Consider the following 25,765-nt stretch of genomic DNA (forward strand, 5'->3'; position numbering starts at 1 on the left):
TACAGAGGGTTTGAGAAGGAGGGATGACATGAGTCCTAAAAGAGAGTTGAACCGTTTCTTCCCGTTAGTCATGTATCTATTTGTAATAGCCGTGTGTCTGGGGGCTTGCAGTTTGGGACCAAACCAGGGGCCAGCGGGTGAACCGAAACGGACCGATGAGTATACGTTGAATTCGGAGCGAAGAGATTTAAATGAGCGGGTTACGAAGAGACCTGAGTCCTTCCAGAAGGATACGCTTGATGAATATACTTTGACAGCAATGGTGGATGTGAGTTATGAATCCGGAGTTGATCGGATTACATATGAGATTTTGGTGAATGAGGCTCGGGTGCCCATGGTTAATGTCATTCAGTCCTTCACCCTCGATCCCAACATGATAAATCGAATAGATGCCGGAGAGTTATTTCATTCCAATGTGAGCAATACACACGAGATTAGTTTAGGGCCGGACAAGGAACCGCTTGGATTGAGTCTGAGCAGAAGTTATGTCTTGAAGCCAAAGGCGGAGATCGACAGCAATATCCTCCAGCGTTATGCAGATATGTATATCAAAATTTCCTATGGCCCAAATGATCAGCGAACGGAAGATTATTTTCATGTTCAGGCCGAGCCGTCTCTGAGAACGATTGAGTATATGAAGTCATGGGAGAGAGATTAGATTAATAGAAAGGCAGCACCCACGAGTTCCGTATGAGGAATCTGAGTAGACGCTGCCGGTTCATCTATTTGAGATAGTAAGGTTATTACTTTTCAAAATACTGATTCATCGTATCCCACATTCGATTGAACTCACTTCGTTCCATTGAAAATGCTCCAGGCTTCTCAGGTTTATGATGAGAAGTTGGCTCAAAGTTTAAGTATTCATGGTGTGTAGTACACTCATAGTTTTTGCTGTTAATGAGGAATTCAACTCTATCCTTAAAGGGTCTTTCCAGTAATTTAACCACCATGATGTCTCCACTACTAGTGCTTCTTGCAGGAGAATATATCAGAAAGTAACCTTGTTCAATTCGATATTCCATAGCAATGACCTCCATTAGAGTATAGATCGAATACGATAATATCCGATGCCCTCTCTCCGTTTACCTACTCCAGTTCAAATGATTCCAACGTACCAATCATCCGCAGATCATGCTCGCGGTTGAACTGATCCCGTCTGTCGGCATCCGCGTACTCGTCATGATAATGCATCAGTACGGTTTTCTGTCTCACTTCCGCGGGTAACTGCTCCAGATCCTTTAATGAGGTATGGGATTTGATCACCAGATCATGCATATGACATTCATGGAAAATCAGCTGCACATCAGCGGCAACTTGCTCCACCCGTGCCTGGTCCAGTGTACTGTCTGCACTGTAATAGAAGTAAGGTTTGGCGAGTAGCCCATTGCTGACCATACCGGGAACATGTTGCGTCCGAAACGTCTCAAACGTCACGCCGCCCAGTTCAAATGTGCCTCCATCTGGCAGGGGAACGACATCGTAGTAATCGCTCATGGTACGTTCACCATCCGTTGTGTAGCGCATACCGGGGGATAGAATGTTCCAGAGCGGATCTACCAATTGTTCGTGGATGAACAGACGGGGTTTGCGGTCGCCTACGATCTGTGCGTAATAACCCAGCATCTGTACACCGTTAATATGATCCTCATGCAGGTGAGTAATGAACACATTGTGGATATCGGTCATGGCAAATCCATATTCCTTAAGCGCTTTGGCATTCGATTCCGGAAAATCAATGACCAGATGCGTGCCTCCAAATTCAGCCAGCATACTATTGTGGTGCTGCTCCACGCTGAACATATCTCCTGTGCCGAGAAAAGTAAGTTTCATTCAAATTCATCTCCTTATGTGATCTTTAGATCAGCATCCTTGCGTTAAATCCAGTATACCTTGTTCCCGAATATATGCCTAAATCAACCTTTTTTGATAACGCTATCATTTTATATTGAACTTTGATGATAAACAGTGTAGCGTAAAGATGGGAAGTGAACCCATATGAACGTAAACTCACCTAAAGGGAGCGTGCGAGGCGAATGAAATCTTTTCTGGATGAACAATTTTTGCTGCACAATGAAACGGCGATCAAGTTATATGAGGATTATGCGAAAGACATGCCGATTATTGATTATCATTGCCACCTCAGTCCTCAGGAGATCTACGAGAACAAAACCTTTGGCAATCTTACAGAGGCTTGGTTATACGGTGATCACTATAAGTGGCGGCTCATGCGCGCAAACGGAATTGAAGAGCAATATGTGACCGGCGGCGAAGGAGTGACTGATTACGATCGTTTCCTGGCTTATGCCAAAACGGTACCGATGATGATTGGTAATCCGCTATACGCCTGGTCTCACTTGGAATTACAGCGATATTTCGGCGTCTACGAAGTATTGAATGAGACAAGCGCACCAGCCATCTGGGACAAAGTAAATGCCAAACTGAACAGTGACGGATTCGGTGCACGTGATCTGATTACCAAATCCAATGTCACTGTTGTGTGCACAACCGATGATCCAACGGATTCTCTGGAGTATCATCTGAAAATTCAGGAAATCGAAGGCTTTGATACGGCCGTATTACCTTCTTTCCGCCCGGATAAAGGCTTGGAATTGAACCGGGATACCTTCGTGGAATGGGTGGGCAAGCTGTCGCAGGCATCTGGCACTGCCATTTCAGATTATGAATCCTTCCTTGCTGCGCTGGAGTCACGTGTGGAATTCTTCCATTCTGTCGGCGGCAGAGTCTCTGACCATGCACTCGATTATGTTCCTTACGGCGTGGCTACCCGAGAGGAAGCAGCTGCCATCTTTGCCAAGGCACTTGCGGGTCAGAAGGTAACTCGTGAGGAAGAGGACAAGTACAAGACAGTGACGCTGACATTCCTTGGCAAACTGTATGCAGAGCGAGGCTGGGTGATGCAGTTCCATATCAATGCAGCCCGTAACAACAATACGCGGATGTTTGCCAAGCTTGGGCCGGATACCGGTTACGATGCCGTGAATGATACGCCGCTTTCCGCAGCGATGATTGGATTGCTCGACGCGTTGGAGCAGCAACAAGCACTGCCCAAAACAATTCTGTATTCTCTGAATCCACGGGACAATGAAGTGCTCGCGGCGATCATCGGCAGCTTCCAGGGCGGGGGCATTCCGGGCAAAATCCAGCTTGGTGCAGCCTGGTGGTTCAATGATACAAAGGATGGCATGCTAGCCCAGATGAAAGCCCTGGCGAATGTTGGTCTGCTAAGCCGATTTGTCGGCATGCTAACCGATTCACGCAGCTTCCTGTCCTACACCCGGCATGAGTATTTCCGTCGACTGGTCTGCAACCTCATCGGTGAGTGGGCCGAACAAGGGGAGGCACCGCAGGATCTGGAGCTGCTTGGCCAGATCGTACAGGGCATCGCCTACAACAATGCAAAAGAATATTTCCCGTTTGCTTCAGTGCCTAAAACAGTCTCTGCTTCACAGTCTTAATGAGTAACAAACGCATCTAATCATGCAAGTTATGCAATAAGAAGATTCTTTTGTGTCTACTTTTCAATCGTAATAAAATGCTCCCCTTCCTTACCTCCGGGCCATCATCCACCGGAGTAATGAACGGGAGTTTCTTTATAAGTTGAATTCATGGAATTGTACATAATAACTATAGTGGGCTCCAATGGAGGCCATATGACAAAACCCATAATCAAGCGCGTGTATGCTCTTGGTTATGGGTTTATGTTGGTTATTTTTAGATGTTTGACAATGGCTTCTTGCGATAATATACTTAGTACACCTAATTAATTGTGCATCTATTTAATTGTAGTGCTATTTAATAGATGTCCTATGATGTTGGATGTCTATGGAATGATAAAGAAAGAAGGAGGAACCCATTATGACTGGTATAGATCCGGTCGCTCAGAAGCTTTTGTATTCCATTATGCAGTTTAATAAAGGCAAATGGAGGCAACATAAACCTCATGGGCGCAATCACAATGAAATTATGGTGCTGGGTTGTTTACTCCACGGGATGCATCCGGGAGAACAATTGAACTGGCAGGACAATCCGCCTGATTTCAATGACACGATCGAATCCAATCATCCCGGGATGAAAGTCTCGGAAATCAGCGCATTGCTACGAGTGAAGTCACCGACCATTACACCTGTTATTCGTGGCCTTGAAGATGAGGGGCTGGTCAAACGGACGATGGACCCGGAGGATCGCCGTGCGGTCCGCATCACGATTACTGAAGCAGGTCGTGAAATTATTCGGGCTGCTCACCAAGAACGCATGGAAATATTCAATAAGTTAGTTGAGCATTTGGGTGAGCAAGACAGTACTCAGCTGGCTGAGTTGTTGACAAAGGTATACACCTTTTTTGATACATTAACTTCCTTGCAAAAGGATGATTCGACAAGAGGAGATGATAAGCCATGATGAAACTGTTTCGCATGCTGAAGCCATACCAAATTCCGATTATTTTTATTCTGGTTTTGGTACTGTTTCAGTCGCTTGCTGAATTGTACCTGCCTACGTTAATGGCAGATATTGTGAATGACGGCATCATTAAAGGGGATATCCCGTATATCTGGCAGATTGGTGGATGGATGTTGGTCATCGCGATTGGCGGAACAGCGTGTTCGGTGATCGCCAGTTATCTCTCATCTCGAACAGCGGGTGGATTTGCCAAACAACTGCGTAGCAGAGTATTCCGCCATGTGGAGAACTTTTCTCTCCAAGAGTTCGATAAGATGGGTACTGCTTCGCTGATTACGCGTACGACCAATGACATCACACAGGTACAGAATGTACTTACGATGATGCTGCGAATGATGATTATGGCTCCGCTCATGTGTATCGGAGGTATCTTCATGGCGGTATCTCAGGACGCCAAATTATCTACGATTTTCCTGGTCGTGCTTCCGGTACTGGGTGGAGCTATTGCGCTAATTGGTGCCAAGGGTTTACCTTTGTTCAAAACCATTCAGAAAAAGCTGGACCGTCTCAACCTGGTGCTGCGTGAGCAGTTAACAGGGATTCGGGTTGTTCGTTCCTTTAACCGTGGGGAGCATGAGAAAGTGCGCTTTAACGGGGCCAATACAGAACTGAGAGATTCATCGATCAAAGTTAATGTGCTCATGGCGACCATCATGCCTGTGATGATGCTGGTTATGAACTTTTCGATGATTGCCATCCTTTATTTTGGTGGAATGCGGATCGACAGTGGCAATATGAACATCGGTGCACTGATTGCTTTCATTCAATATGCAATGCAAATCATGTTCTCACTGATTATGGTTTCGATGATCTTTGTCATGATTCCAAGAGCTTCAGCATCGGCAGAACGGATCAACGAAGTGCTTGATATGCAGCCGGATCTTAGCAATCCCGAGCAGCCTCGTGGTATGAAATCCATGCAGGGTATGATTGAGTTTGACAATGTAACTTTCCGTTATCCGGGCGCAGAGAATCCAGCTTTGTCCAATATCTCCTTCACAGCTCGCTCAGGTGAGACAACAGCCATTATCGGTGGTACGGGTTCTGGAAAATCGACATTGCTCAGCCTTATTCCGCGATTTTATGATGTGACCGAAGGCAGTGTTCGGGTAAATGGTACGGATGTGCGTGAAATTTGGCAGGAAGATCTGCGTGCCAAAATTGGCTTTGTACCACAAAAGGCAGTCCTCTTTACGGGTACGATTACGGAGAATATCCGTCACGGGAAAGACGATGCCACAATGGATGAAGTTGTTCATGCGGCCCGTACAGCTCAGGCGGAGAACTTCATTACCGAGATGAAAGAGGGATATGACAGCCTTATCGCACAAGGTGGTAACAACGTATCTGGTGGACAAAAGCAACGTCTGTCCATCGCTCGCGCACTTGTTCGTCGTCCGGAAGTTTATATCTTTGATGACAGTTTCTCTGCTCTCGATTTCAAAACGGATGCTAAACTTCGTGCTGCACTGAAGTCGGAAACGACAGAAGCGGCTGTGCTGATTGTTGCGCAACGCGTAAGTACAGTAATGGATGCCGATCGCATTTTGGTTATGGATGAGGGTCGAATTGTCGGTTCAGGAACACATAAAGAGCTGCTGGAGCACAATGAAGTGTATCGCGAGATTGTATCCTCCCAGCTGACAGAGGAGGAGATCGCATGAGTGAACGTACAGAACGCAAGTCGCATCGTCCCCCTGGTGGGCCGGGTCCAGGTCCCGGAATGGGCATGCGACCTCCCGCTGAGAAAGCAAAAGATTTCAAAGGTACACTGCGGCGCTTGATTCGTTATCTTCAGCCCCATAGTTCTCGTCTGTTAGGCGTGCTGGTTGCAGCCATTTTGAGTACCTTATTCAGCATCATCAGTCCAAAAGTTATGGCAGAAGGAACGGATATTCTCAGTAAAGGCGCCATTGCCATCCTTCAGGGTGTACAGGGAGCCGGGATTGATTTTCCTGCATTGATGAAAGTTTTATACCTGCTTGGCGGACTCTATCTGTTCAGTGCTGCATTTATGTATGTTCAGCAATACCTGATGGCCGGTGTGGCCCAGCGTGTTGTGTATGATATGCGTGAGCAGATCAGTGCAAAGGTTGGACGTCTTCCTTTGAAATATTTTGACTCCCGCACAACTGGGGAGACACTTAGCCGTGCCACGAATGACGTGGACAATATCAGTAATACACTTCAGCAAAGTTTGGCACAGTTCATTACGTCCATCGTCACGATTGTCGGCGTAATTATCATGATGCTGACGATTAGTCCATGGATGACGCTGATCACGATTTTGACGCTGCCACTCAGTGTGGTTGTTGTCATGCTGGTCGCTTCCCGTTCGCAAAAACATTTTGCCGGTCAACAGAAATCCCTTGGGGAACTGAATGGTCATGTCGAAGAGATGTACACGGGACACAAGGTCGTCAAAGCCTTTGGACGTGAAGAACAATCCGTACAGCAATTTGAGAAGGTCAATGAAGAACTGTATGAATCCGGCTGGAAAGCCCAGTTTATCTCGGGTATTATTATGCCGCTCATGAGTTTTGTGGGTAACCTGGGTTATGTGCTGATCTGTGTGGTTGGTGGGATTTTCGTTACACGCGGATCTATCTCTATCGGGGATATTCTGGCCTTCACACAGTATTCCCGTCAATTCACACAACCGATTAACCAGATTGCAAATATCTCCAATATCATTCAATCAACGATTGCTTCGGCAGAACGGGTATTCGAGTTGCTGGATGAGGAGGAAGAAGTTCCGGAGTCCAAACAACCCGTGCAATTACAGCAGCCTAAAGGTGCGGTTGCATTCCAAGGTGTTAATTTTGGATATAAAGAAAATGAGTTGCTCATTCATAACATGAACATTGATGTAAAACCGGGACAGACGGTAGCCATTGTTGGACCAACGGGAGCCGGAAAAACAACCCTGATCAACCTGTTAATGCGTTTCTACGAAATTCAGGATGGTCGGATTACGATTGACGGTGCCGACATTAAGGACATGGAGCGTGGCAAGCTGCGCAGTCTGTTCGGCATGGTGCTTCAGGATACCTGGTTGTTCAACGGAACGATTCGGGACAACATCGCCTATGGTCGAGAAGGTTCTACGGAAGAGGATGTAATCAAGGCAGCCGTTGCGGCACATGCGGATCACTTTATCCGTACACTGCCTGAAGGTTATGATACGGTGCTGAATGAAGAGGCGTCGAACATCTCTCAAGGGCAGAAACAGTTGCTGACCATTGCAAGAGCGATTCTGGCGAACCCGGCCATCCTCATTCTGGATGAAGCGACGAGTAGCGTGGATACACGGACCGAAGTATTTATCCAGAAAGCAATGAATGATCTGATGAAAGATCGCACAAGCTTTGTCATTGCACACCGTTTGTCTACCATTCGTGGCGCCGATCTGATCCTGGTTATGGATCATGGTAACGTGATTGAACAGGGCAATCATGATGAATTGATGGCAAGTCAGGGCTTCTATGCGGATCTGTACAATAGTCAGTTTGCGGAGCAGCAACCGCAGGCGATCTGATTACAGATGTAACTAACAAGAATAGCCGGGAGCACTCTTAGGGGGGCTCCCGGCTATTTATCGTGTATCCAGAGGAGTGGATTCCAATGTGGAGCTGATTGGATTCGTTTCGATATGATGGATCTATAAGATGAGATGGAACGTTGCATGTTAACTGGGTTGAGGTGCTCGTCAGCCTTTCAGTTGTTTGCGTGAGGTGGAGAGGAGACAGGGGAGTCTTCATCCTTCGTCCATGCTAACGAATCGTAGACACCTTATATGGAGGATTATCAAGCACTTCCAATTCTAATGAACTTGAGACATGTTATTTCTCGGATAAGCAGCACAAAGTGGTAAAATAAACTGCAGAATGAGAAAATAAAATGTCTACGATTCGTTAGAATGCCGGAATTGTGGAATTGGGTCTATTAGAGTGTGCTGAGTTCGTTAAACACTTTCAAATAAACCTTAGTCATAATTGTCTTATATGCCATGCTGCAAAAATAAAAACGGGACGAAGCGGTTTAACTACACTGCTTTGTCCCGTTTATTTATATTTTGAATTCATCGTACACCGATCTAGATACAAGCACCCGAGTATAAGCTCACCGATTGGGACATCCAGATTGGTTATGAAATACTTTTTAAGCTTCAGTTTGGGCAGGACATGGCCCGCATTTTATTGATCCTTAGACTCCTTCGCAGGATCATCAGCGCTGTTGTTAGAGATCGACTTCACTTCTACCTTCACGTCGTCGCTGTTAGCTTCCTCCAGTGCAGACGGAGCCGGCTCACCCGGAATCAACTCGCGCTGCTCAATCATGCGTTTGACGACCTCATAACAGTCATCCACATGTTTGTTACCCACATAGCGCATGGCTGTGAAGCTGAGTGCGGCAGCCAATCCCTGTCCTGCAAATGGGACAAATTTGGCGACGGATTTGGTGGCTACGCGTACGCCGACTCTTTTCAGAACCTGGACAACCAATTCCTTGGTGATCATACGACCGATGACTTTGCTTCCGATGGACATGACGAATCCATAGATCATGGATTTGGTCTCGGGGTCCATACCGTCCAGCTGTTTTTGTGATAATCCGAATTTATTGTTAATGGCAGGCAACAGCTGCATCAGCATCCCCACATCAGCCAGTACGTCTGTACCGGGCAGCGGAACGAGTGTTGTACCGGCAGATGCGGTAGCTCTTTTGCGAACCATGGTACGGCATTCCTTGCGAACTTGCTCCAATTGTTCCAACGTTGCCGGAATCATAGGGAATCCCTCCATTCGTATATGGTATAGATATAACCGTTTTGACTCGATTTGAATGGGTTCTCACCAGCAAAATTTGCAGCCTTATGACATTAAGGTGCGGAGAAACCCTTTTTCTCATGCATACATCTGGTTAAAAAAGGAAATGGTTTATGGATAAACGGGCCATCTAGCTATTACGAATGAATGACGATTAGGATGCATACCTGATTGGGAAACCTATTTGGAATCATGATGAGTGCTTAGCGAAGGGCTTGTTTACGGCTTCGACCTTTGTGGGTAAAGGGTAACAAGCATTGGAATGGAGGAAGAGGGATGGAATTTAACAAAGCGTTGTTAATTCATCATCATCATTCGGGCAAGGCCAATCGTGAGAATACAGTGGGCCTTGTGGCTGGTGTGCTGGCTCCCGCTGTCCATGAACTCGTCATTGTGCGTACGGATGAACCTGGTGAAGGAGAGAAGTTGTGTCGTGAGCGCGGGGAACAATTCGATGTGGTGTTTATCCTGGGTGGGGATGGCACGGTGCATGAATGCGTGAATGGACTGGCTGATCTGCAACATCCTCCGTTGATTGGTACATTGCCTGGAGGCACCTGTAATGACTTTGCGCGTTCGCTCGGCATTTCACCGGATGCAGAGACTGCGGCACAAGAAATGCTGGCAGGTCGAGTGGTATCCATTGATGTTGGACAAGCCAATGATCGGGTGTTCACAAACTTTTTCGGTATTGGCTTGATCAGTAATGCTTCGCAGAATATTAACGAGAATTTGAAAGGCGCGCTGGGTAAGCTCAGTTATTTTATCAGCACTTTACAGACAATTAGTCATACAGAGCCGTTTCGTTACCAACTGGAGGCGGATGGGAAAGAGATGGAAGGCGAAGCGGTGATGATCTATGCAGCCAATGGCCGTTTTCTGGGAACAAATGCATTGCCCTTTGCACCGGATGCGTTGCAGGATGGCGAACTGGACGTGCTCATTATTCATGAGACAGGCATTCCGCTGCTGCGAGAGATTCTGTCGCACAAGCCAGAGGGAGAATGGCAACCTCAGAGTGAGAGTATTTCATACTTCAAGGCATCTACGTTAAAAGTGAAGACGGATGCGCCGATGTCAGCTGACACGGACGGCGAATTGTATATGAAGACACCCGCCGAGCTGTCGGTGCTGACGGGTCATCTGAAGTTTCTAACCGGGGAGGGTTATTAAATCCCCCGGTTTTTTAGTTTGATTTTAGCTGATCGAAAACTCAAACATTCCCTGCCCGATCTTTCATATGATGTTGTCTGAACTCATCCTCCAGCATGCTCATCTGAACCGCATCATGGTATTGATGATTGTAGAACAAGACATCCCGCTTCACACCCTCGCGCTGGAATCCGAGTTTTTCATACGTGCGAATGGCTCGCTCGTTGAAGGCGTACACCTCAAGCTCGATTCGATGCAGGTTACAGATTCCGAAGCCGTAGTCCAGCATAAGCAGTAACGCCTCGCTACCGTAGCCTTTTCCTTGATGCGCCGCCTGATCGATGGCAACCCGGATATGTGCACTGCGATTCTTGGCATGCATGTCCATCAGGACGACATCTCCGATGATCTGGTCATTTTCCTGTAAAGCAATAAGTAGCATGAGTCTGGAGTCATCCTGTGCTGCATTCTCAACATAACGTTCAACCTGAGCGCGTGTGAAACTGTTCTGTGTTCCTGTCAGCCTGCGCATCTCGGCATCAAACAGTCCAGGGAAATAAGCATCCACATCTGTAATCTCGAAAGGACGCAGATATATGCGCGACGTTTCCAGCAGACGTGGGATACGTGGGGAAGGTTTTGGTGGTGACATAAGTTGTTCCTCCTAAAATGTGATGGAATAAAGGTCCAACATTCCGTATATCATCTTGTGCTGTTTATCGGCCAACGTATAGAAAGGTCTTTAGTTCCGCTTAACCGCTCCATCCAGAAATAGCGCCACCAGTTCCTGCGCGAGTTCCTCAATGCTGCCGCCATTCATGTTGCGTACATCTTCGCGGTTCGCGAGCATCAGCAGTGACGTAAATGCATGGGCAAGCAGCATAGGGTTCCCGACCCGCAAATAACCATTATCCATCTCCTTCTGAAAATGGGTGGCTAGTACTTCGAATATGCGAACCTCCGCTTCCCGAATCTGGGCGAGTTGCTCCGGGTCCAGATGTTTCTCGGCTTCTCGCATCATGGTCTCCGTTTCAATATGGGAATGCTGCATCTTGGCTTCGGCAACCTTAACCAGTCGTTCTTGCAACGTACCAGGTTCATCCAGACGGAGCGAAGTTTGCTGCATGCCCATCGCCATCATGCGGGTAATGGCAACGGTGAACAGATCTGCTTTGCTGGAGAAGTGATAATAGATTGATGCTTTGGTTACATTGCATAATGAAGCAATCTGCTGGAGAGAGACGGGTTCATACCCGTATTCCATAAATAGACGTGACGCGGTCATCAATATGTTGGATTGCACAGATGCTTGATCCACACCCGTTTTGGGTCTACCCGGTGAACGGGGAATGTTTGTTTTTTTGCTCATAAGTACATACCTCTTTACGTATTTAATTGCTTGTTAGAAGTGTTCACAAAATTAGGCATTGCAAAATTAACCTTCCGGTATATATAATTAACTCGATTATACTATGACCCGTGGTTCATTACTACACCATCACATAAATAGGGCTTCATAGAAACAGAATAGGGAGATGAAGAGACAATGCAGGAAGGTTCGGGTTACGGCCGTTGGGTTGCCGGCAAACGAAGCAAATGGATTACGCTATTGGTATGGATCATCATCGCCGTTGTGCTTGGCATGGTATGGCCTGCTGTAGGTGATCGTGAAACCAATAACGCACAGGATCTGAGTGAATCCAAACCATCGGTTCAGGCAGCTGCACTTGCCGAGAAGGAATTCCCTGGTGGTGAAGGATTGCCCGCGCTGATCGTATGGCGTCAAGCCGGCGGTCTGACGGATGAGCAAATTGAGAACATTCAGGCATTAACGGAGCGACTGGATCAAGATCCGGTAGAACAACAACAGTCCGTTGTGCCACTCTATCAATTACCACCACAGGCATTGAAAGGCCAGCTTTCGGAAGACGGAAGTACTTTGGTTATGCCACTTTTCTTCAATGAAGGTGCCGATTCGGAACAATTGAAGGAAGCTATTGAAGCACTTGAGCAAAAAACACAAGACATCTTCGGGGCAAACCCGTTCGATGTAGCTATAGATGATACCAATACACTGATTGCCCGTGTGACGGGGCCAGTAGGGATATCCATTGATGCGAGCGGGCTATTCTCCTCCGCCGATGTATCCTTGCTGATCGCTACGGTTGTACTGGTATTAGTACTGTTGCTGTTGATCTACCGCTCGCCTGTATTGGCGATTATCCCGATCATTGCCGTTGGATTCGCGTATATGGTGACAAGCCCCATTCTGGGATTCATGGCAGATCAGGGCTGGATTACGGTGGACGCACAGTCGATCTCAATCATGACTGTATTGTTATTTGGAGCAGGAACGGATTACTGTCTGTTCATGATCTCCAGATACCGCCAAATTCTCTATCATGAGCCGGACAAAAAGAAAGCCATTTTCCAGGCAATTACCGGATCATCTGGCGCCATTGCCATGAGTGGATTTACGGTCGTTGCAGCACTACTCGTGTTGTTGCTGGCTGAATATGGTGCATATCATCGCTTTGCCGTACCATTCAGTCTGTCCATCTTTATTATGTTTATTGCAAGTCTGACGCTGGTTCCGGCTCTCCTGGCAATCTTCGGTCGGGGTTCATTCTATCCATTTGTACCACGTACACATGAGATGGAAGTGGAACGTGCGAAGAAAAAAGGCAAACCGGCTCCGGCTCCGCGCAAAATCAAGGAAAGCTGGATTGGCCGTATTGTAGTAACAAAGCCATGGACCGTTCTTGCAATTACGTTGGTATTGCTGGGAGGACTGGCGGCATTCTCTACTCAGGTTAAATTCACGTATGATCTGTTGTCTTCCTTCCCGGAGGATGTGCCTTCCCGCGAAGGTTTCACCGTTATCGGCGAACAGTTCTCCCAAGGTGAGCTGGCTCCAGTGAAAGTGATCGTTGATGCCGAAGGCAAAGAAACTGATCTGAAGCAACGTCTCGAATCACTGGATTACATTAGCAAAGTAGGCGATGCTCAACAGGGTGCCGAGAATGCCAACATTACCGCCTTTGATGTGGAGTTCAATCTGAATCCATATTCCATGGAGGCAATGCAGCATATCCCGGATCTGCGAGCTACTGCGGAACAGGCGCTTCAAGATGCCGGAGTAACCAATGCGGACAGTAATGTCTGGCTCGATGGTCAGACGGCTGAACAGTATGACATTGAAGTCACCGGAGAACGGGATGCCAAGATCATTATTCCAGTGGTCATCGGCATGATTACATTGTTATTACTATTATATCTGCGTTCAGTTGTAGCTACGGCGTATCTGATTGCAACGGTTGTTCTGTCGTATTTCTCTGCACTGGGTCTGGGTTGGATCATCATTCACTACGGACTTGGCGCAGATGCCATCCAGGGAGCGATTCCGCTGTATTCCTTCGTATTCCTCGTGGCACTGGGTGAAGACTACAACATCTTCATGATCTCTAGCATCTGGCAGAAACGCAAAACGATGCCGCTTCGTCAAGCGATTAGAGAAGGTGTTGGCGAGACAAGCTCTGTTATTACATCTGCAGGTCTGATCTTGGCAGGAACATTTGCGGTACTTGCTACATTGCCAATTCAGGTGTTGGTGCAGTTTGGTATTATCACAGCCGTTGGTGTGATGTTGGATACCTTCCTGGTTCGTCCGTTCATGGTACCAGCTATAACTGCATTGCTGGGTAAATGGGCCTTCTGGCCAGGTAAGTATGTGCCGATTGCAGAGAAGAATGAGGAGAAACAGAACCAGTCCATGTAATGCATGGATTGGGGGAAATGGACGGCGGGGCTTCAAGCCTGCTGTCCATTTCTTTATTTTCCGAACGATAATGACCTCTACCAGTTGTCCTCCTGAGATGGAATGGTGGAACTGTAAAATATCCGCAGGATGAGGCATGATCCTTGTTTTCTTTGTATGGGGAAGGTTTACGTAGCCAAGTGTTTTGGGACATAATAGAGGAAGCGTCGGCTTAGGGCAGACGGAAGAATTAACAACAATGGGACAACCAGGGGAAGGATGAAAGCAAGCATGACGAACCAACTTAATGTGTATTTCAACCATGACGGCGGCGTAGATGACCTCGTATCGCTGTTCATGCTTCTGCAAATGGACAATGTACATGTAACCGGCGTATCGGTTATCCCGGCAGACGGATATCTGGAGCCAGCAACAGATGCCAGCCGTAAAATTATCGATCGTTTCGGTACATATTCCGTAGAGGTATCCAAATCCAACTCCAGAGGGAAAAATCCATTTCCTGCGGCGTGGAGACTGCATTCCTTCTATGTAGATGCACTTCCTGTACTGAACGAGTCCGGCAAAATGGAAGCACCACTATCTGCCGTTCCGGCACACCAGCATCTGATCGAGAAAGTGCGCAATACCGAAGGCAAAACGTTGCTCCTGTTCACAGGCCCACTGACTGACCTTGCGCGTGCACTGGACGAAGCACCAGACATTGAAGAGAAAATCGACAAGCTGGTATGGATGGGCGGTACATTTGAGCGTGGTAACGTAGAAGAACCTGAGCATGATGGCACAGCAGAGTGGAACGTATTCTGGGACCCGGAAGCGGCATACCGTGTATGGCAAAGTGGCATCCAGATCGATCTGGTTGCACTGGAAAGCACCAATAAAGTACCTCTGACTCCAGCCGTTCGTAACCGCTGGGCAGCAGAGCGTCGCTTCGAAGGTGTTGATTTCCTGGGTAACTGTTACGCAGGTTGTCCGCCACTGGTGTACAGTGAGACAAATTCCACATACTATCTGTGGGATGTTCTGACAACGGCTTCCGTTGGACGCGAGGACATCGTGAAGAAGAAAACCGTAAACTGTATTGTCATCCCGGATGGTCCTAGCCAGGGCCGCACGGTGGAGCAAGCAGACGGACGTCCAGTACAACTGGTGTATGATACCGATCCGGAAGCGTTCTTTACGTATATGACGGATTTGGGTAAAAAAGCTGCTCCGCAGCGCTACTAATTCAGGCAGCCTGAGGGCTTGCCAACATTAAAGGTACAACAAAAATAAAGCCGCAGGCAGTGGTCTGGGTATGGGGTTGAACCCCATGATCCCGTCCCTGCCGTGCGGCTTTTTGTTTTGGGCTGATCAATATAGCAATCTAAGCTGCCCGCTATATTTTAAATCGACTAATCAATCCGTTCAGCTCACTGGATAATACCCGCAGAGATTCGGCGGATGCACTCATCTCATCCATGGATTGCAGTTGGCTACCTGTAGCGTGCGATACCTTCTGTATGCTCGAAGAGGATTCGCGTGAGATATGTTCCATATCCTCCACAGAAGCGGACACTTCTTCTGCACTGGCAGACAGCTGCTCAGATGCTGCGGATACTTCGTGCAGACGTTTATTCATCGTCTCAATTCCGGTATGAATGGATGTGAATGAACGGCCTGCCTCCTGAACAACAGCGAGACCGGATTGGACTGCTGATGTGCTGGCAGACATATGTTCTGACAACAGGGCAGTCTGGCGTGTCATCTCGGCGATCAGTTCGGTTACATGCTGGGACGATTGCTCTGATTCCCCCGCAAGCTTGCGAACCTCTGAGGCAACCACCGCAAACCCGCTGCCATACTCTCCTGCACGAGCTGCTTCAATACTTGCATTAAGTGCGAGCAGATTGGTCTGTGAAGCGATGCCTTTCATCAGATGTGCCACCGACTCAATTTTACCTGAGTACTGCTCCAGCTGGGAGGTGGAGGCTACCATCTGCACATTCGCCTGATGAATTTTGTCCATACTGTCCATCGCCGTGTTGATGTTGGCTTGACCTTGCACCGCGTTATTGGTCGTTTCCTGTGATACATCCGCGACCATAGAAGAAGAATTCGCAATATGCTGCATGCTGCGTGTGATCTCTTCCATGGCTACCGTAACTTCGCCAGCACGAGCCACCTGTTCAGCAGCTCCACTGGCCGTATGATTGGTATGCTCGGCAATGCGCTGGCTGGCTTCAGCAGTCGCCTGTGAATGTTTCGATACTCCTTCTGCAGCTTGTAGCAGAGAATCGGAGCTTTGACGGATGCCCGTCATGACATCCCGGGTACCTGTAACCAGATGTTTGAACTCGGAAGCGAGCTGCCCTACCTCGTCCTTGCGACTAAGTTCAACGTTGACGGTCAGGTCGCCTTTTCCTACCTGGGTAATTAACTTCTTCAACTTCACCAATGGTCGGGTCAAGTAATGGGCGAATCCATACACCAGCAAGACACTCAGCAGAACAATAGCCAAGGCTGTCCAGATCATGGTCATACGGTTGCGGGACATCAGTTCATAGACTGCAGTAGAGTCCAGATCCGCACCGACCAATCCTAGTACTTTCCCGTCAGCCCCATGGATCGGCACATATGCTGTAATGGTAGCGCCATATTCATCCTGTGTGAGTTCGCCCCGAATAGGCTCATTCTGTTCAAAAGCTTGCAGCATGCCTTCATAATGGGTCTCTTCTGCGGAACCGTAAGGGGAGAAGTCATCCTCTGCCACATCGGCAGCAGCCCCATCCACAACGTAGAAATATGTATTTATTCCATTTTCTTCGCGTGTACCAAGGGTGTACAGATACTTGAGTCCATTGGCCTCGCGCAGCTGACTAAGCTGCTCACGCAATGTGCCGTAATACGCTGTCTCGTCCTGTCCGGTACTGAGTGTTGCATACAGAGAGGTGTCAATTAATGCAGCTGCCCGTGCAGCCACAGCCTGTGCCTGCATCCCCATGGATTGTTCGACCAGTTGAGCCGATGAACGGTACATGGTAATGCCAAGAACCGCACCCGCGGCTAGCATCAGACAGGAAAAAAATAAAAAGATCCTCATAAACAAACTGTTCATTGGTAAAAGTGTTCCCCCTTGATCTGTTAAATCAATCGTCTCTTTGTCTCTTTACTTGGTGTTTGTCGTTCTTCTTTTGGTTCGTATGTATTGTATATCAGATATACAGTTTTCTACTTGAAGTATCGGCATCCGGTCGATAAAGAATTAGCCCCCGAGTCAATTTGATCCGGGAGCTAGTTTCTTCTCAATCCTATATTGACGATGCTCATCATTGGAACACACCTCATTGTTACTACTTAGAGGGGCTTCATATGACTGAGTGATTACGTCATTACATTGTTCCGCCGCCCTGGCGAACAGAGGCAGGAATCTTTTCAGGTCCCTGATTAATATATTTATTGATAAAAGTACCTACTTTGGCATCGTCGAATTGGTCGAGCTTCATTGTTTTGGTCCATGCGGTCACCACGACTTCACTGCCTTCGGGAATATCCTTGTTGGGTACAGCCAGTATACCGGCTCCGGCTTCGCGGAATTTAGCGAGGTATTTCAGATGTTCCTTCAAATCCTCGCTTGCGTTCTCACGATAATAGATGATGATATCCCCGTGCTCCAGATTGTGTACCAGGTAATTGTAGCCCGGGAAGTCGGTGTAAAATCCAAACTTGATATCATGCGGATTATGCGGGCCCGATGTTGGAATTGTCATCTCATACTGAATGGGGTCCTCCGTATGGTCAGCCCCATAGTATTTATCGTCCGTTACGTCGATTGTCGCGTTGGACTCCAGATCGGCTACATTATATGTTTTACCTGCTCCTTGCATGAAGAACAGGCCAAACGTAATAATCGACACAGCTATCATTACATGTGCAGCCAGCCGAAGGGATCGACTTTGTTTCTGGATGTCTGCCCGCTCTTTCTTTTTCATGTGGTCCAGAATTTTGCCCTGTGTGCGTGATGCCCAGATATAGGCGGCGATGGAGAACAGCAACACGATTGCACCTACGATGATCCACAGGTAGGATGTACCTGCCTCGTGCTCCATTTGCATATGATTCATATGAGTCATGTCCATAGAGAGTTCCTCTGCTTTCTTTGTAAAATGAGTGATCAATACACTACACAATGTAGTGTTGGTGGCAACGGTGAATCCACTCATTACGTAACGTGAGTTGCTGGTTCCGTGTTTGTTACGTAAATAAGAACATACCTGTTGCACTACACATTATAGTGTATGATACATGCTCGGCGCAACGCTGCCTTATAAAACTAAAAAAGACCTTCCCCGCGTCAGCAGGGAAAGCCATGCTTCGCCTTTATCGCCAGATTTTCACTTTGCAAAAAGTGAATTAAAAAAATCTGGAGATAACAGCGATCGGAAGGTTGTTCTGTCATCGAAGTAACAAGTGTAAATAATCTTTAGTTCAACTTATATAATTCACAGACGACCAAACGGTGAAAGCATCATGCCAATCAGTCCAATGATAATCTCACCCAACAATCGATACAGAATAAAGAACACGACCACATTGGCGATCAGCACGCTGTACATGCTGTCGATGGCTGCTTTGGTACGATTCAGTGGATACTGGAACAGCACCGAGTTCAGCGCAACAAAGATAATGATATACGAGACAGCAAGCAATGAGATCGCGATGGAATACGAGATGATAATAAACAGATTCGCCAGAACAAGGGATACGACAGCAGGAACAAGCAGTGTACCAAACTGGGCAACCAGTGTTTTGGGACGGAAGGTTATTTTTTCAATCTTCAGAATAGCGTACATCAGTGCAATAGAGGCAATCAGGATAATGACGGTGAAAAATAGCGGTCTTAAAAATCCACCAATGAATAAGCCGTCCATGCCTATGCGACTAAAGGTAATTAAGAAGTATGTAGAAGATAGAACTGCGATTAGCGCCATTGTTAGCCATCCGTTTAGGGAATGCTGGTCGCCAACGGTTTTCATCGTCTGATAAGGACGGGCCAAGACACTGAGGAAATAGGATAGATACTGTTTGCTTACTTCTTTGGCTTGCTGAACTTTCTCATTCTGCACAATATTATTCCACTGATTGGAGCTATTGTCTCCTGCAGAAGCATGGTCATTGGTACCTGTTGATTCTCTCGCCTGTTCCTTGTGAATGGAGATGGATGGTGTGTTGGGTGGAACGGATGCCTGGGAAGAGGTAGCCTGCGTGCTGGACCAACGGGTATATTCGGGTTCGGAAGCAGCAGATTCCGAGTTCGTTACAGGAGTTGGTGATGAGGTTGTTTGCGTTAGATTAGAGCCGCACCTCTCGCAAAAATGGGCATCTCCATTTTCGTGATTACATACTGGACATTTCATGGTATAAGCCTCCAATTTCTAGAAAATAAAAACATGTCAACATTGTGTCTCATTTTAACGGTTAATGACGAAGTTTGTCTATGTTTCGCAGGAATTGGTACCCATTTAGGGAAAGTTGAAACAAAGCCTCGAATCCTGTGTATGAAAACGGAGTATAGAAGCAACAATAGTATAGGAATGACATGCAGGCATATTAATGTAAATTCACTGTGGTTTAAGACGAATTGTTTTTGGTTGTTAATGTCTCATCGTTCGCTTTTATGTGTTATTCTCATGTTAACTATATCTTTTGGGTTGCCTATGATCGTAGATTTATGTATAATCAATCGTGTTAACACGTCGAATGTACGGTAGTAAGAGATGTGGGTGAGTTCATGGAACTACTGGACAGCAATGAGAGCAAGAAGAAGATGTGCCAGTATTATAACGAAATCTCGAAGGAACTGTTCGGATTTGGCACCACTCTCCTGAGAGTGACCATTGACCAGAATATTGTGACCTTCTACGCGAAGCACCGACGTTCACCGCGCTCTGACGCCCTGGAAGGGGAGGCCCCCGGCTTAAAGCTGGAAGTGGACTTCCGCATGTCTGTCTTATATAAGAAGAAATTCCGGGAGAAGCTCGAGCAACACATGGGTTTGCCAATTGAAGCTATATTGCGGGATTATGATGCGTCCACTCAGTGGGCAATCACGAATGTGATTCTGGAACAGGCCTAAGGATGGATCGGCAGGATTAATTCTTGTTGATGTATACAAAGGTTATGGCCCGGATTCATGATCAGGTTCCGTACAATTTCATATGATGGCGTCTGTCTTCGGATTGATTCTGAAGCAGAAACCGATGATGTACCGGCAGCGGGTGTCGCTTTCCTTTGTTTACGAAGAAAAGTGTTCTTGTTTATACAAGAGCACTTTTCTTTTTGTTTTTTCATACACATCACATATATCAGGGGGAATCAGGATCATGATGAAAAAGTGGATTAGCGGTTTGGCAGCAGTGGCAATGACATCAGTATTACTTGCAGGTTGTGGCAGCAGCACGGATGATGCAACAGGCGGATCAGGCAGTGGGGGAACCGCAGCTAACAAATTGGTTATCTCCACTTGGGGCTTCTCCGAAGATTTCTTTAATGAAGAAGTATTTGGTCCATTCGAAAAAGAACATAATGTAGACATCGTGCTCGAAGTCGGCAATAACGCTGAACGTCTGAATAAAATTCGTCAAGGTACATCAAATGTCGATGTTATCTACCTGTCTGATTACTATGCACAACAAGGTATCGATGAAGGTCTGTTTGAGAAAATCGACCGCTCCAAAATTCCAAATGTAAATGACATTTATGATATTGCCAAAGCACCACTTGGTGAAGATTATGGCCCGGCCTACACGGTTGGACAGCTCGGTATCGCTTATAACCCGGATCTCGTATCCAAAGAAGTGACTTCATGGAGTGACCTGTGGGACCCGGCGTTCGAAGGTAACCTGACCATCCCGAATATTACGGCAACAGCAGGCCCAATGGTTGTGGATGCAGCTTCCCGTGTAGCTGGAAACGATACGTTTAATGAAGATGCGGCATTTGCTGAACTGAAAAAACTGAGTGGCAATGTGGTGAAATTCTACAGTCAAACATCCGAATTCGTGAATATGTTCTCCCAAGAAGAGATTGCGGGCGGACCGATCATGGAAATGTATTTCAAAGATCTGAAAGCAGCCGTGCCTAATGCGAAGTTTGTTACACCTAGCGAGGGTGCATATGCCGTGATGAACACAATCAATGTCGTGAAGGGCAGCAAAAACAAAGAGCTCGCTGAAGAGTTCATCAACTGGCAGCTCAGCCAGGATGTACAAGCAAAATCTGCTAAAGCCAAAGTCGATTCCCCGGTTAACACAAAGGTTGAACTGACTGCTGAAGAAGCAGAAGGCGTAACATATGGCGCTGACGTTGTTGAAAAGCTGAACAAGCTGGATATGGAATTCGTGAATCAGCAGGTTAAAGGCTGGACAGATCGCTGGAACCGTGAGATTGCACAATAAACAAGTAACCGACTGACTTAAAAGTTATCTTTGGTCAACATGTTGAACTTATATCATTTGCAGCAAGCAACCAATTACCGTATAGGAGTTGAGAACGGATGAGTGAAGCGCAAAATCGCATCATTCTGGACGTGGACACGGGGATTGACGATGCACTGGCGATTTTGCTGGCCGTCAAAAGCCGGAAGTTGGACATTCTCGGCATCACCACAGTCTGTGGGAACGTATCACTCCAGCAGGCAACAGAGAATACGTGCAAAATTCTTGAACTCGCGGGTGCACCTGAAATTCCGGTCATTGCCGGAGCAGCTGGACCGCTCACTCGCAAGTCGCATTATGAACACCGGGTACATGGACAGGACGGATTGGGTGGTGCGCTGCCTGATCCTGCCTTGTCTAAGAAAGCCGAGGAAGGTTTTGCGCCAGACTTTATCGTGGAGCAAGCCAAGTTGTATCCGGGCGAACTGACATTAATCATGACTGCACCCTTAACGAACTTGGCCCTCGCGCTAATGAAGTGCCCTGAATTGCCTTCTTTATTGAAGGAAGTCATCTTCATGGGTGGTGTTGTTCGCGGACACGGCAATATTACACCAACCGCCGAGTACAACACATACGCTGATCCAGAGGCGGCACGCATTGTACTGCACGCAGGCATCGAGAAGCTTACTCAAGTCGGACTGGATGTGACGCGTCAAACATTGCTGAATGAAGCAACGATTGAGCGTCTCACACATCCTGCACTGCGCGCGTACGTTGCTCAAAGCACAGAGATTTACATCAACCGATACGAACAAATGAACGGCGTCCGCGCTTGCGCGTTACATGATCCACTAGCCGTGGGCGTAGCCCTTGCCCCCGAACTGGTTGGACGTAAATCGTATTATGTCGATGTCGAAACCGCCAGCCGCCTGTGCGATGGCCAGATGGTATGTGACTTCCAAAACCGTTTGGGTGAGCAGCCCAACACCCTCGTCTGCGAAACCGTAGACGCGGAAGCATTCCTTGAACTGTTTATCAACGCGTTAAACGCGTAGTTGTGATCTTCACGGCATTGGGGTTCAGTCTAAAATCAACCCACCTATTTCGCTGGTAGTGTAGGGGACGAAATCGATTCTGTAGAAGCAAAGCGTTCGCCTTTATCCTTGGATTTTTCCTTCTATTAAGAAGGAGATCAAGAAAATCCAAGGATAACAGCGATCGTAAGAACGATTCGTAACCGGAACGGCTGGTGCGATAAACATGGACGTTTATTTTTGAAATGTGCGCCAGTGAAACGTGTGAATAAAACCATTTTACAAGTCAGGAGTATCGCGATGAAGAAATCAGTAATCTACTGGCTATTGCTGCCGGGATTCGTGTTTTTGGCGGCATTTATGATCATTCCGATTGTCCTGACGATCGGGTCGACGTTTTTCCAAGAAAACTCCTTCACGTTTGAAGGATACATGCATTTTTTCAGAGACCCATACTTTTTGAAAATATTGCTTACGACGCTGCAAGTCAGCGTGGTCACCACCATCGTCTGTGTGGTGCTCGGATTCCCGACAGCTTATTATATTTCGCAGAAAGCGCCGCGCCGCAAAGGCATTTTGCTGGCACTGGCGATTTTCCCGCTGCTGACGAGCCCGGTCGTGCGCTCGTTCAGCTGGATGATTATCCTTGGACGCAAAGGGTTGATCAATAACACCCTTGTTGGCCTGGGCATCGTGGACAAGCCGCTGGACATTCTGTACACGCCGGCAGCCATGATGATTGGTCTGACACACCTGTTCCTGCCACTGATGATTATCTCTCTGGTCGGTGTACTTGAGAACATTGACGGTGACCTGCTCAAAGCAGCACAAAGTCTGGGTGCATCACGCGTTACGGCATTCCGCCGGGTTGTGTTCCCACTGGCTGTGCCAGGACTTGTGATCGGAGCCGTGCTTGTTTTTGTCGGAAGCCTGACGGCGTATACCACACCCGCCCTCCTTGGAGGTAAGCAACGTGTAATTGCTACGTTCCTGTATCAAAACGCCATGACCCTCAACGACTGGTATCTGGCCTCGGTTGTTGCCGCGATTATGATTGTGATTACATTTGTCGTCGTCGGTGTCATGAACAAAATGGCCAAAACTTTAAATCCGAAGGGGTAGACATATGCGGGAGAAACATATCGGGCTGGGCCTGTTCAGTCTGCTGGTCTTTATCTTTCTGCTGGGCCCGCTTCTGATCATATCGGTCACTTCGTTTGAACCGGGAACGGTACTCAAATTTCCGCCGGAAGGGTTCTCCTTCCGCTGGTATGAGAATATTTTCAACACAGGCGGTTTCCTCCGCACATTCCAGACGTCCATCATCATTTCCCTGCTGGGGAACCTGTTGGCGCTGGTGCTCGGAGTACCGGCTGCGTATGCACTTAGTCGTTACGATTTCAAAGGCAAGTCCGTGCTGAACGCACTGTTCCTGTCCCCGGTACTGATTCCGGGAATCGTACTTGGTTTTACATTGATGAAATACCTGATCGTAATCTACCATCTGCCGATGTATCTTGGACTGTTGATCGGTCATACGATTATCATGCTTCCATTTATCATTCGAGTTATCGCGTCGAGTCTGTCGAGCTTTGACTTTGCAGTGGAAGAAGCTGCGCTGAGTCTTGGTGCGGGACGGGTAAGAACGTTCTTCACGATCGTGCTGCCTAACATCCGCTCAGGAATTATCGCTGCGGTGCTGATTGCCTTCTTGGAGTCCTTCAACAACGTGGACATCTCGGTGTTCATGACCGGACCAGGGGTAAGCACATTACCGATCCAGATGCTGACGTATGTGGAGAATTATTTTGACCCAACAATTGCAGCGATTTCCGTGCTGTTGATGGTACTGACCGGACTCTTAATGTTCGTGATCGAACGGATCATGGGCGGATTTTCATACTTTACTAAACGTTAATTGGAGGCGCAGAACGCTATGGCATTGCTGACATTAGACCACGTATCCGTGGCATACGATAAGCAGATAATCCTGAAGGATTTTCAGTTGGAGCTGGAAAAAGGTAAACTGCTCTCCCTGCTCGGACCGAGCGGTTGCGGCAAAACAACTACGCTGCGCCTCATCGCCGGATTTCTGGAAGCATCACAGGGCAAGTTTATGTTCGGCGGCAAGGATTATACGAAGGTTCCAGCGAACAAGCGGAACTTCGGATTTGTATTTCAGAGTTATGCGTTATTCCCGCATCTGTCTGTCTATGACAACGTGGCCTTTGGCCTGCGGATGCGTAAGGTAAAAGACAAGGATATTTCTTCCCGTGTGATGCGAATCTTGGAAGTCGTTAACCTGAATGGATTTGAGAAACGTTTTCCACAAGAACTGTCCGGTGGACAGCGTCAGCGTGTAGCCATTGCTCGTGCATTGGTCATTGAGCCTGACCTGCTCTTGTTCGACGAACCACTCAGTAACCTGGATGCCAACCTGCGCCTTAACATGCGGGTGGAGATTCGCCGTATTCAGCAAGAGTTGGGCATCACAACGCTGTATGTCTCTCATGACCAGGAAGAGTGTTTCTCGATCTCGGATCAGGTAGCGATTATGAACAAAGGCGTGGTTGAGCAGCTCGACCGCCCGGAAACCATTTTCAAATATCCGGCAACGGAGTTTGTAGCACGATTCATCGGGTTCCATAATTTCATTGAATTCGCGGAGCGCAGGGATGCAGGCGAATTAATCACACTGAGCGCAGGTGGACGCACATTTACAGCAACCGCACATCCTGGAACAGCACGTCCTGGTGCACGTAAAGGCGCGATTCGTCCGGATGATCTGATCGTTAGTGGAGATACCTCTGCGGATGTGGTGAACGCCTTGCCGGGCATTATCAAGGTCAGCACGTATCTGGGACGCAGTTATCAATATGTGATCGAGACGGAACTCGGTGACTTTACAGCAAATCAAGAGATGGAAACACCATACCTTAGCGGGCAACGTGTTAGCCTGATCTTCCCACAGGACAAGCTTGTACTGGTGGAGTAGTCGTGAATGTAAGGAACAGTATTAAGAAATAAGAGCAACAAAGAAGGCATTTCATGCGATGATTCCCGGACGATGGCAGCGGT

General features: G+C 47.5%; 22 protein-coding genes. 14 read left to right on the forward strand and 8 right to left on the reverse strand.

What is annotated here, in order from left to right:
- The first annotated feature begins 28 nt into the window (after window positions 1–28).
- Window positions 29–658, forward strand: coding sequence for a hypothetical protein (locus ACDJ59_RS27900; protein WP_413406908.1), 630 nt, complete (start codon window positions 29–31; stop codon window positions 656–658).
- 85 nt (window positions 659–743) lie between these two features.
- On the opposite strand, the gene ACDJ59_RS27905 is transcribed toward ACDJ59_RS27900, so the two are convergent.
- Entirely contained in the window at window positions 744–1,022 is a 279-nt protein-coding gene (locus ACDJ59_RS27905) for a hypothetical protein (protein ID WP_127548836.1), read from the reverse strand.
- A gap of 64 nt (window positions 1,023–1,086) precedes the next feature.
- Window positions 1,087–1,830 carry an MBL fold metallo-hydrolase gene (locus ACDJ59_RS27910; protein ID WP_413406909.1) on the reverse strand — a complete coding sequence of 248 codons (744 nt, stop codon included), beginning with the start codon at window positions 1,828–1,830 and terminating at the stop codon, window positions 1,087–1,089.
- 203 nt (window positions 1,831–2,033) lie between these two features.
- On the opposite strand from ACDJ59_RS27910, the gene uxaC reads away from it, so the two are divergent.
- From uxaC to ACDJ59_RS27930, 4 genes are all read left to right on the forward strand, one after another.
- Window positions 2,034–3,476: a glucuronate isomerase gene (uxaC, locus tag ACDJ59_RS27915; RefSeq protein WP_413406910.1), complete on the forward strand. Its 1,443-nt coding sequence runs from the start codon at window positions 2,034–2,036 to the stop codon at window positions 3,474–3,476.
- Window positions 3,477–3,876: 400 nt separating this feature from the next.
- Window positions 3,877–4,419: a MarR family winged helix-turn-helix transcriptional regulator gene (locus tag ACDJ59_RS27920; RefSeq protein WP_036612904.1), complete on the forward strand. Its 543-nt coding sequence runs from the start codon at window positions 3,877–3,879 to the stop codon at window positions 4,417–4,419.
- Window positions 4,416–6,143 carry an ABC transporter ATP-binding protein gene (locus tag ACDJ59_RS27925; protein WP_413406911.1) on the forward strand — a complete coding sequence of 576 codons (1,728 nt, stop codon included), beginning with the start codon at window positions 4,416–4,418 and terminating at the stop codon, window positions 6,141–6,143. Before ACDJ59_RS27920 ends, ACDJ59_RS27925 begins: the two co-directional genes overlap by 4 nt.
- Entirely contained in the window at window positions 6,140–8,017 is a 1,878-nt protein-coding gene (locus ACDJ59_RS27930; RefSeq protein WP_413406912.1) for an ABC transporter ATP-binding protein, read from the forward strand. Before ACDJ59_RS27925 ends, ACDJ59_RS27930 begins: the two co-directional genes overlap by 4 nt.
- A gap of 658 nt (window positions 8,018–8,675) precedes the next feature.
- Here the strand turns inward: ACDJ59_RS27930 and ACDJ59_RS27935 are convergent.
- A complete protein-coding gene (locus tag ACDJ59_RS27935) occupies window positions 8,676–9,269 on the reverse strand; it encodes a hypothetical protein (RefSeq protein WP_413406913.1) in 594 nt (197 codons plus the stop codon).
- Between the two features lie 315 nt (window positions 9,270–9,584).
- Between ACDJ59_RS27935 and ACDJ59_RS27940 the strand changes: the two genes are divergently transcribed.
- The gene (locus ACDJ59_RS27940) at window positions 9,585–10,481 is read left to right on the forward strand and encodes a diacylglycerol/lipid kinase family protein (protein ID WP_413406914.1); all 897 of its coding nucleotides are present in this window, start codon (window positions 9,585–9,587) and stop codon (window positions 10,479–10,481) included.
- A gap of 40 nt (window positions 10,482–10,521) precedes the next feature.
- Here ACDJ59_RS27940 and ACDJ59_RS27945 read toward each other — a convergent pair whose 3' ends face one another.
- Window positions 10,522–11,112, reverse strand: coding sequence for a GNAT family N-acetyltransferase (locus tag ACDJ59_RS27945; protein ID WP_413406915.1), 591 nt, complete (start codon window positions 11,110–11,112; stop codon window positions 10,522–10,524).
- Window positions 11,113–11,202: 90 nt separating this feature from the next.
- Complete coding sequence (locus ACDJ59_RS27950) at window positions 11,203–11,829, reverse strand: TetR/AcrR family transcriptional regulator (protein ID WP_413406916.1); 627 nt, start codon at window positions 11,827–11,829, stop codon at window positions 11,203–11,205.
- A 177-nt stretch (window positions 11,830–12,006) separates the two neighbouring features.
- Between ACDJ59_RS27950 and ACDJ59_RS27955 the strand changes: the two genes are divergently transcribed.
- Window positions 12,007–14,238: an MMPL family transporter gene (locus tag ACDJ59_RS27955; RefSeq protein WP_413406917.1), complete on the forward strand. Its 2,232-nt coding sequence runs from the start codon at window positions 12,007–12,009 to the stop codon at window positions 14,236–14,238.
- Between the two features lie 270 nt (window positions 14,239–14,508).
- Window positions 14,509–15,462 (forward strand): nucleoside hydrolase, encoded by a 954-nt coding sequence (locus ACDJ59_RS27960; protein ID WP_017691781.1) that lies wholly within the window; start codon window positions 14,509–14,511, stop codon window positions 15,460–15,462.
- Between the two features lie 151 nt (window positions 15,463–15,613).
- On the opposite strand, the gene ACDJ59_RS27965 is transcribed toward ACDJ59_RS27960, so the two are convergent.
- The 3 genes from ACDJ59_RS27965 to ACDJ59_RS27975 form a co-directional block, all read right to left on the reverse strand.
- A complete protein-coding gene (locus tag ACDJ59_RS27965) occupies window positions 15,614–17,332 on the reverse strand; it encodes a methyl-accepting chemotaxis protein (protein WP_413406918.1) in 1,719 nt (572 codons plus the stop codon).
- Window positions 17,333–17,606: 274 nt separating this feature from the next.
- Window positions 17,607–18,338 (reverse strand): DUF3105 domain-containing protein, encoded by a 732-nt coding sequence (locus ACDJ59_RS27970; protein WP_413406919.1) that lies wholly within the window; start codon window positions 18,336–18,338, stop codon window positions 17,607–17,609.
- 378 nt (window positions 18,339–18,716) lie between these two features.
- Complete coding sequence (locus ACDJ59_RS27975; RefSeq protein WP_413406920.1) at window positions 18,717–19,631, reverse strand: hypothetical protein; 915 nt, start codon at window positions 19,629–19,631, stop codon at window positions 18,717–18,719.
- Window positions 19,632–20,005: 374 nt separating this feature from the next.
- Between ACDJ59_RS27975 and ACDJ59_RS27980 the strand changes: the two genes are divergently transcribed.
- The 6 genes from ACDJ59_RS27980 (at window position 20,006) to ACDJ59_RS28005 (ending at window position 25,682) form a co-directional block, all read left to right on the forward strand.
- Window positions 20,006–20,350 (forward strand): Na-translocating system protein MpsC family protein, encoded by a 345-nt coding sequence (locus ACDJ59_RS27980; RefSeq protein ID WP_017691786.1) that lies wholly within the window; start codon window positions 20,006–20,008, stop codon window positions 20,348–20,350.
- A 250-nt stretch (window positions 20,351–20,600) separates the two neighbouring features.
- Window positions 20,601–21,671, forward strand: coding sequence for an ABC transporter substrate-binding protein (locus ACDJ59_RS27985; RefSeq protein ID WP_105600657.1), 1,071 nt, complete (start codon window positions 20,601–20,603; stop codon window positions 21,669–21,671).
- 98 nt (window positions 21,672–21,769) lie between these two features.
- Window positions 21,770–22,708, forward strand: a complete 939-nt coding sequence (locus tag ACDJ59_RS27990) for a nucleoside hydrolase (RefSeq protein WP_413406921.1) — start codon at window positions 21,770–21,772, stop codon at window positions 22,706–22,708.
- Between the two features lie 279 nt (window positions 22,709–22,987).
- Window positions 22,988–23,809: an ABC transporter permease gene (locus ACDJ59_RS27995; protein WP_413406922.1), complete on the forward strand. Its 822-nt coding sequence runs from the start codon at window positions 22,988–22,990 to the stop codon at window positions 23,807–23,809.
- 4 nt (window positions 23,810–23,813) lie between these two features.
- Window positions 23,814–24,605, forward strand: a complete 792-nt coding sequence (locus ACDJ59_RS28000) for an ABC transporter permease (protein WP_017691790.1) — start codon at window positions 23,814–23,816, stop codon at window positions 24,603–24,605.
- Window positions 24,606–24,623: 18 nt separating this feature from the next.
- The gene (locus ACDJ59_RS28005) at window positions 24,624–25,682 is read left to right on the forward strand and encodes an ABC transporter ATP-binding protein (protein ID WP_413406923.1); all 1,059 of its coding nucleotides are present in this window, start codon (window positions 24,624–24,626) and stop codon (window positions 25,680–25,682) included.
- Window positions 25,683–25,765 lie beyond the last annotated feature (83 nt).

The organism is Paenibacillus amylolyticus (assembly GCF_047302515.1).
GTDB classification, from domain to species: domain Bacteria; phylum Bacillota; class Bacilli; order Paenibacillales; family Paenibacillaceae; genus Paenibacillus; species Paenibacillus amylolyticus_G.

What these genes read in the sequence shown, in the direction of transcription:
- ACDJ59_RS27945 (WP_413406915.1), bottom strand. Translation starts at nt 11,112, where the DNA reads ATGTCACCACCAAAACCTTCCCCACGTATCCCACGTCTGCTGGAAACG.
- ACDJ59_RS27920 (WP_036612904.1), top strand. Translation starts at nt 3,877, where the DNA reads ATGACTGGTATAGATCCGGTCGCTCAGAAGCTTTTGTATTCCATTATG.
- ACDJ59_RS27990 (WP_413406921.1), top strand. Translation starts at nt 21,770, where the DNA reads ATGAGTGAAGCGCAAAATCGCATCATTCTGGACGTGGACACGGGGATT.
- ACDJ59_RS27960 (WP_017691781.1), top strand. Translation starts at nt 14,509, where the DNA reads ATGACGAACCAACTTAATGTGTATTTCAACCATGACGGCGGCGTAGAT.
- ACDJ59_RS27975 (WP_413406920.1), bottom strand. Translation starts at nt 19,631, where the DNA reads ATGAAATGTCCAGTATGTAATCACGAAAATGGAGATGCCCATTTTTGC.
- ACDJ59_RS28005 (WP_413406923.1), top strand. Translation starts at nt 24,624, where the DNA reads ATGGCATTGCTGACATTAGACCACGTATCCGTGGCATACGATAAGCAG.
- ACDJ59_RS27930 (WP_413406912.1), top strand. Translation starts at nt 6,140, where the DNA reads ATGAGTGAACGTACAGAACGCAAGTCGCATCGTCCCCCTGGTGGGCCG.
- ACDJ59_RS27910 (WP_413406909.1), bottom strand. Translation starts at nt 1,830, where the DNA reads ATGAAACTTACTTTTCTCGGCACAGGAGATATGTTCAGCGTGGAGCAG.
- ACDJ59_RS27970 (WP_413406919.1), bottom strand. Translation starts at nt 18,338, where the DNA reads ATGAATCATATGCAAATGGAGCACGAGGCAGGTACATCCTACCTGTGG.
- ACDJ59_RS27935 (WP_413406913.1), bottom strand. Translation starts at nt 9,269, where the DNA reads ATGATTCCGGCAACGTTGGAACAATTGGAGCAAGTTCGCAAGGAATGC.
- ACDJ59_RS27905 (WP_127548836.1), bottom strand. Translation starts at nt 1,022, where the DNA reads ATGGAATATCGAATTGAACAAGGTTACTTTCTGATATATTCTCCTGCA.
- ACDJ59_RS28000 (WP_017691790.1), top strand. Translation starts at nt 23,814, where the DNA reads ATGCGGGAGAAACATATCGGGCTGGGCCTGTTCAGTCTGCTGGTCTTT.
- ACDJ59_RS27925 (WP_413406911.1), top strand. Translation starts at nt 4,416, where the DNA reads ATGATGAAACTGTTTCGCATGCTGAAGCCATACCAAATTCCGATTATT.
- ACDJ59_RS27980 (WP_017691786.1), top strand. Translation starts at nt 20,006, where the DNA reads ATGGAACTACTGGACAGCAATGAGAGCAAGAAGAAGATGTGCCAGTAT.
- ACDJ59_RS27955 (WP_413406917.1), top strand. Translation starts at nt 12,007, where the DNA reads ATGCAGGAAGGTTCGGGTTACGGCCGTTGGGTTGCCGGCAAACGAAGC.
- ACDJ59_RS27900 (WP_413406908.1), top strand. Translation starts at nt 29, where the DNA reads ATGAGTCCTAAAAGAGAGTTGAACCGTTTCTTCCCGTTAGTCATGTAT.
- ACDJ59_RS27950 (WP_413406916.1), bottom strand. Translation starts at nt 11,829, where the DNA reads ATGAGCAAAAAAACAAACATTCCCCGTTCACCGGGTAGACCCAAAACG.
- ACDJ59_RS27985 (WP_105600657.1), top strand. Translation starts at nt 20,601, where the DNA reads ATGAAAAAGTGGATTAGCGGTTTGGCAGCAGTGGCAATGACATCAGTA.
- ACDJ59_RS27965 (WP_413406918.1), bottom strand. Translation starts at nt 17,332, where the DNA reads ATGAACAGTTTGTTTATGAGGATCTTTTTATTTTTTTCCTGTCTGATG.
- ACDJ59_RS27995 (WP_413406922.1), top strand. Translation starts at nt 22,988, where the DNA reads ATGAAGAAATCAGTAATCTACTGGCTATTGCTGCCGGGATTCGTGTTT.
- uxaC (WP_413406910.1), top strand. Translation starts at nt 2,034, where the DNA reads ATGAAATCTTTTCTGGATGAACAATTTTTGCTGCACAATGAAACGGCG.
- ACDJ59_RS27940 (WP_413406914.1), top strand. Translation starts at nt 9,585, where the DNA reads ATGGAATTTAACAAAGCGTTGTTAATTCATCATCATCATTCGGGCAAG.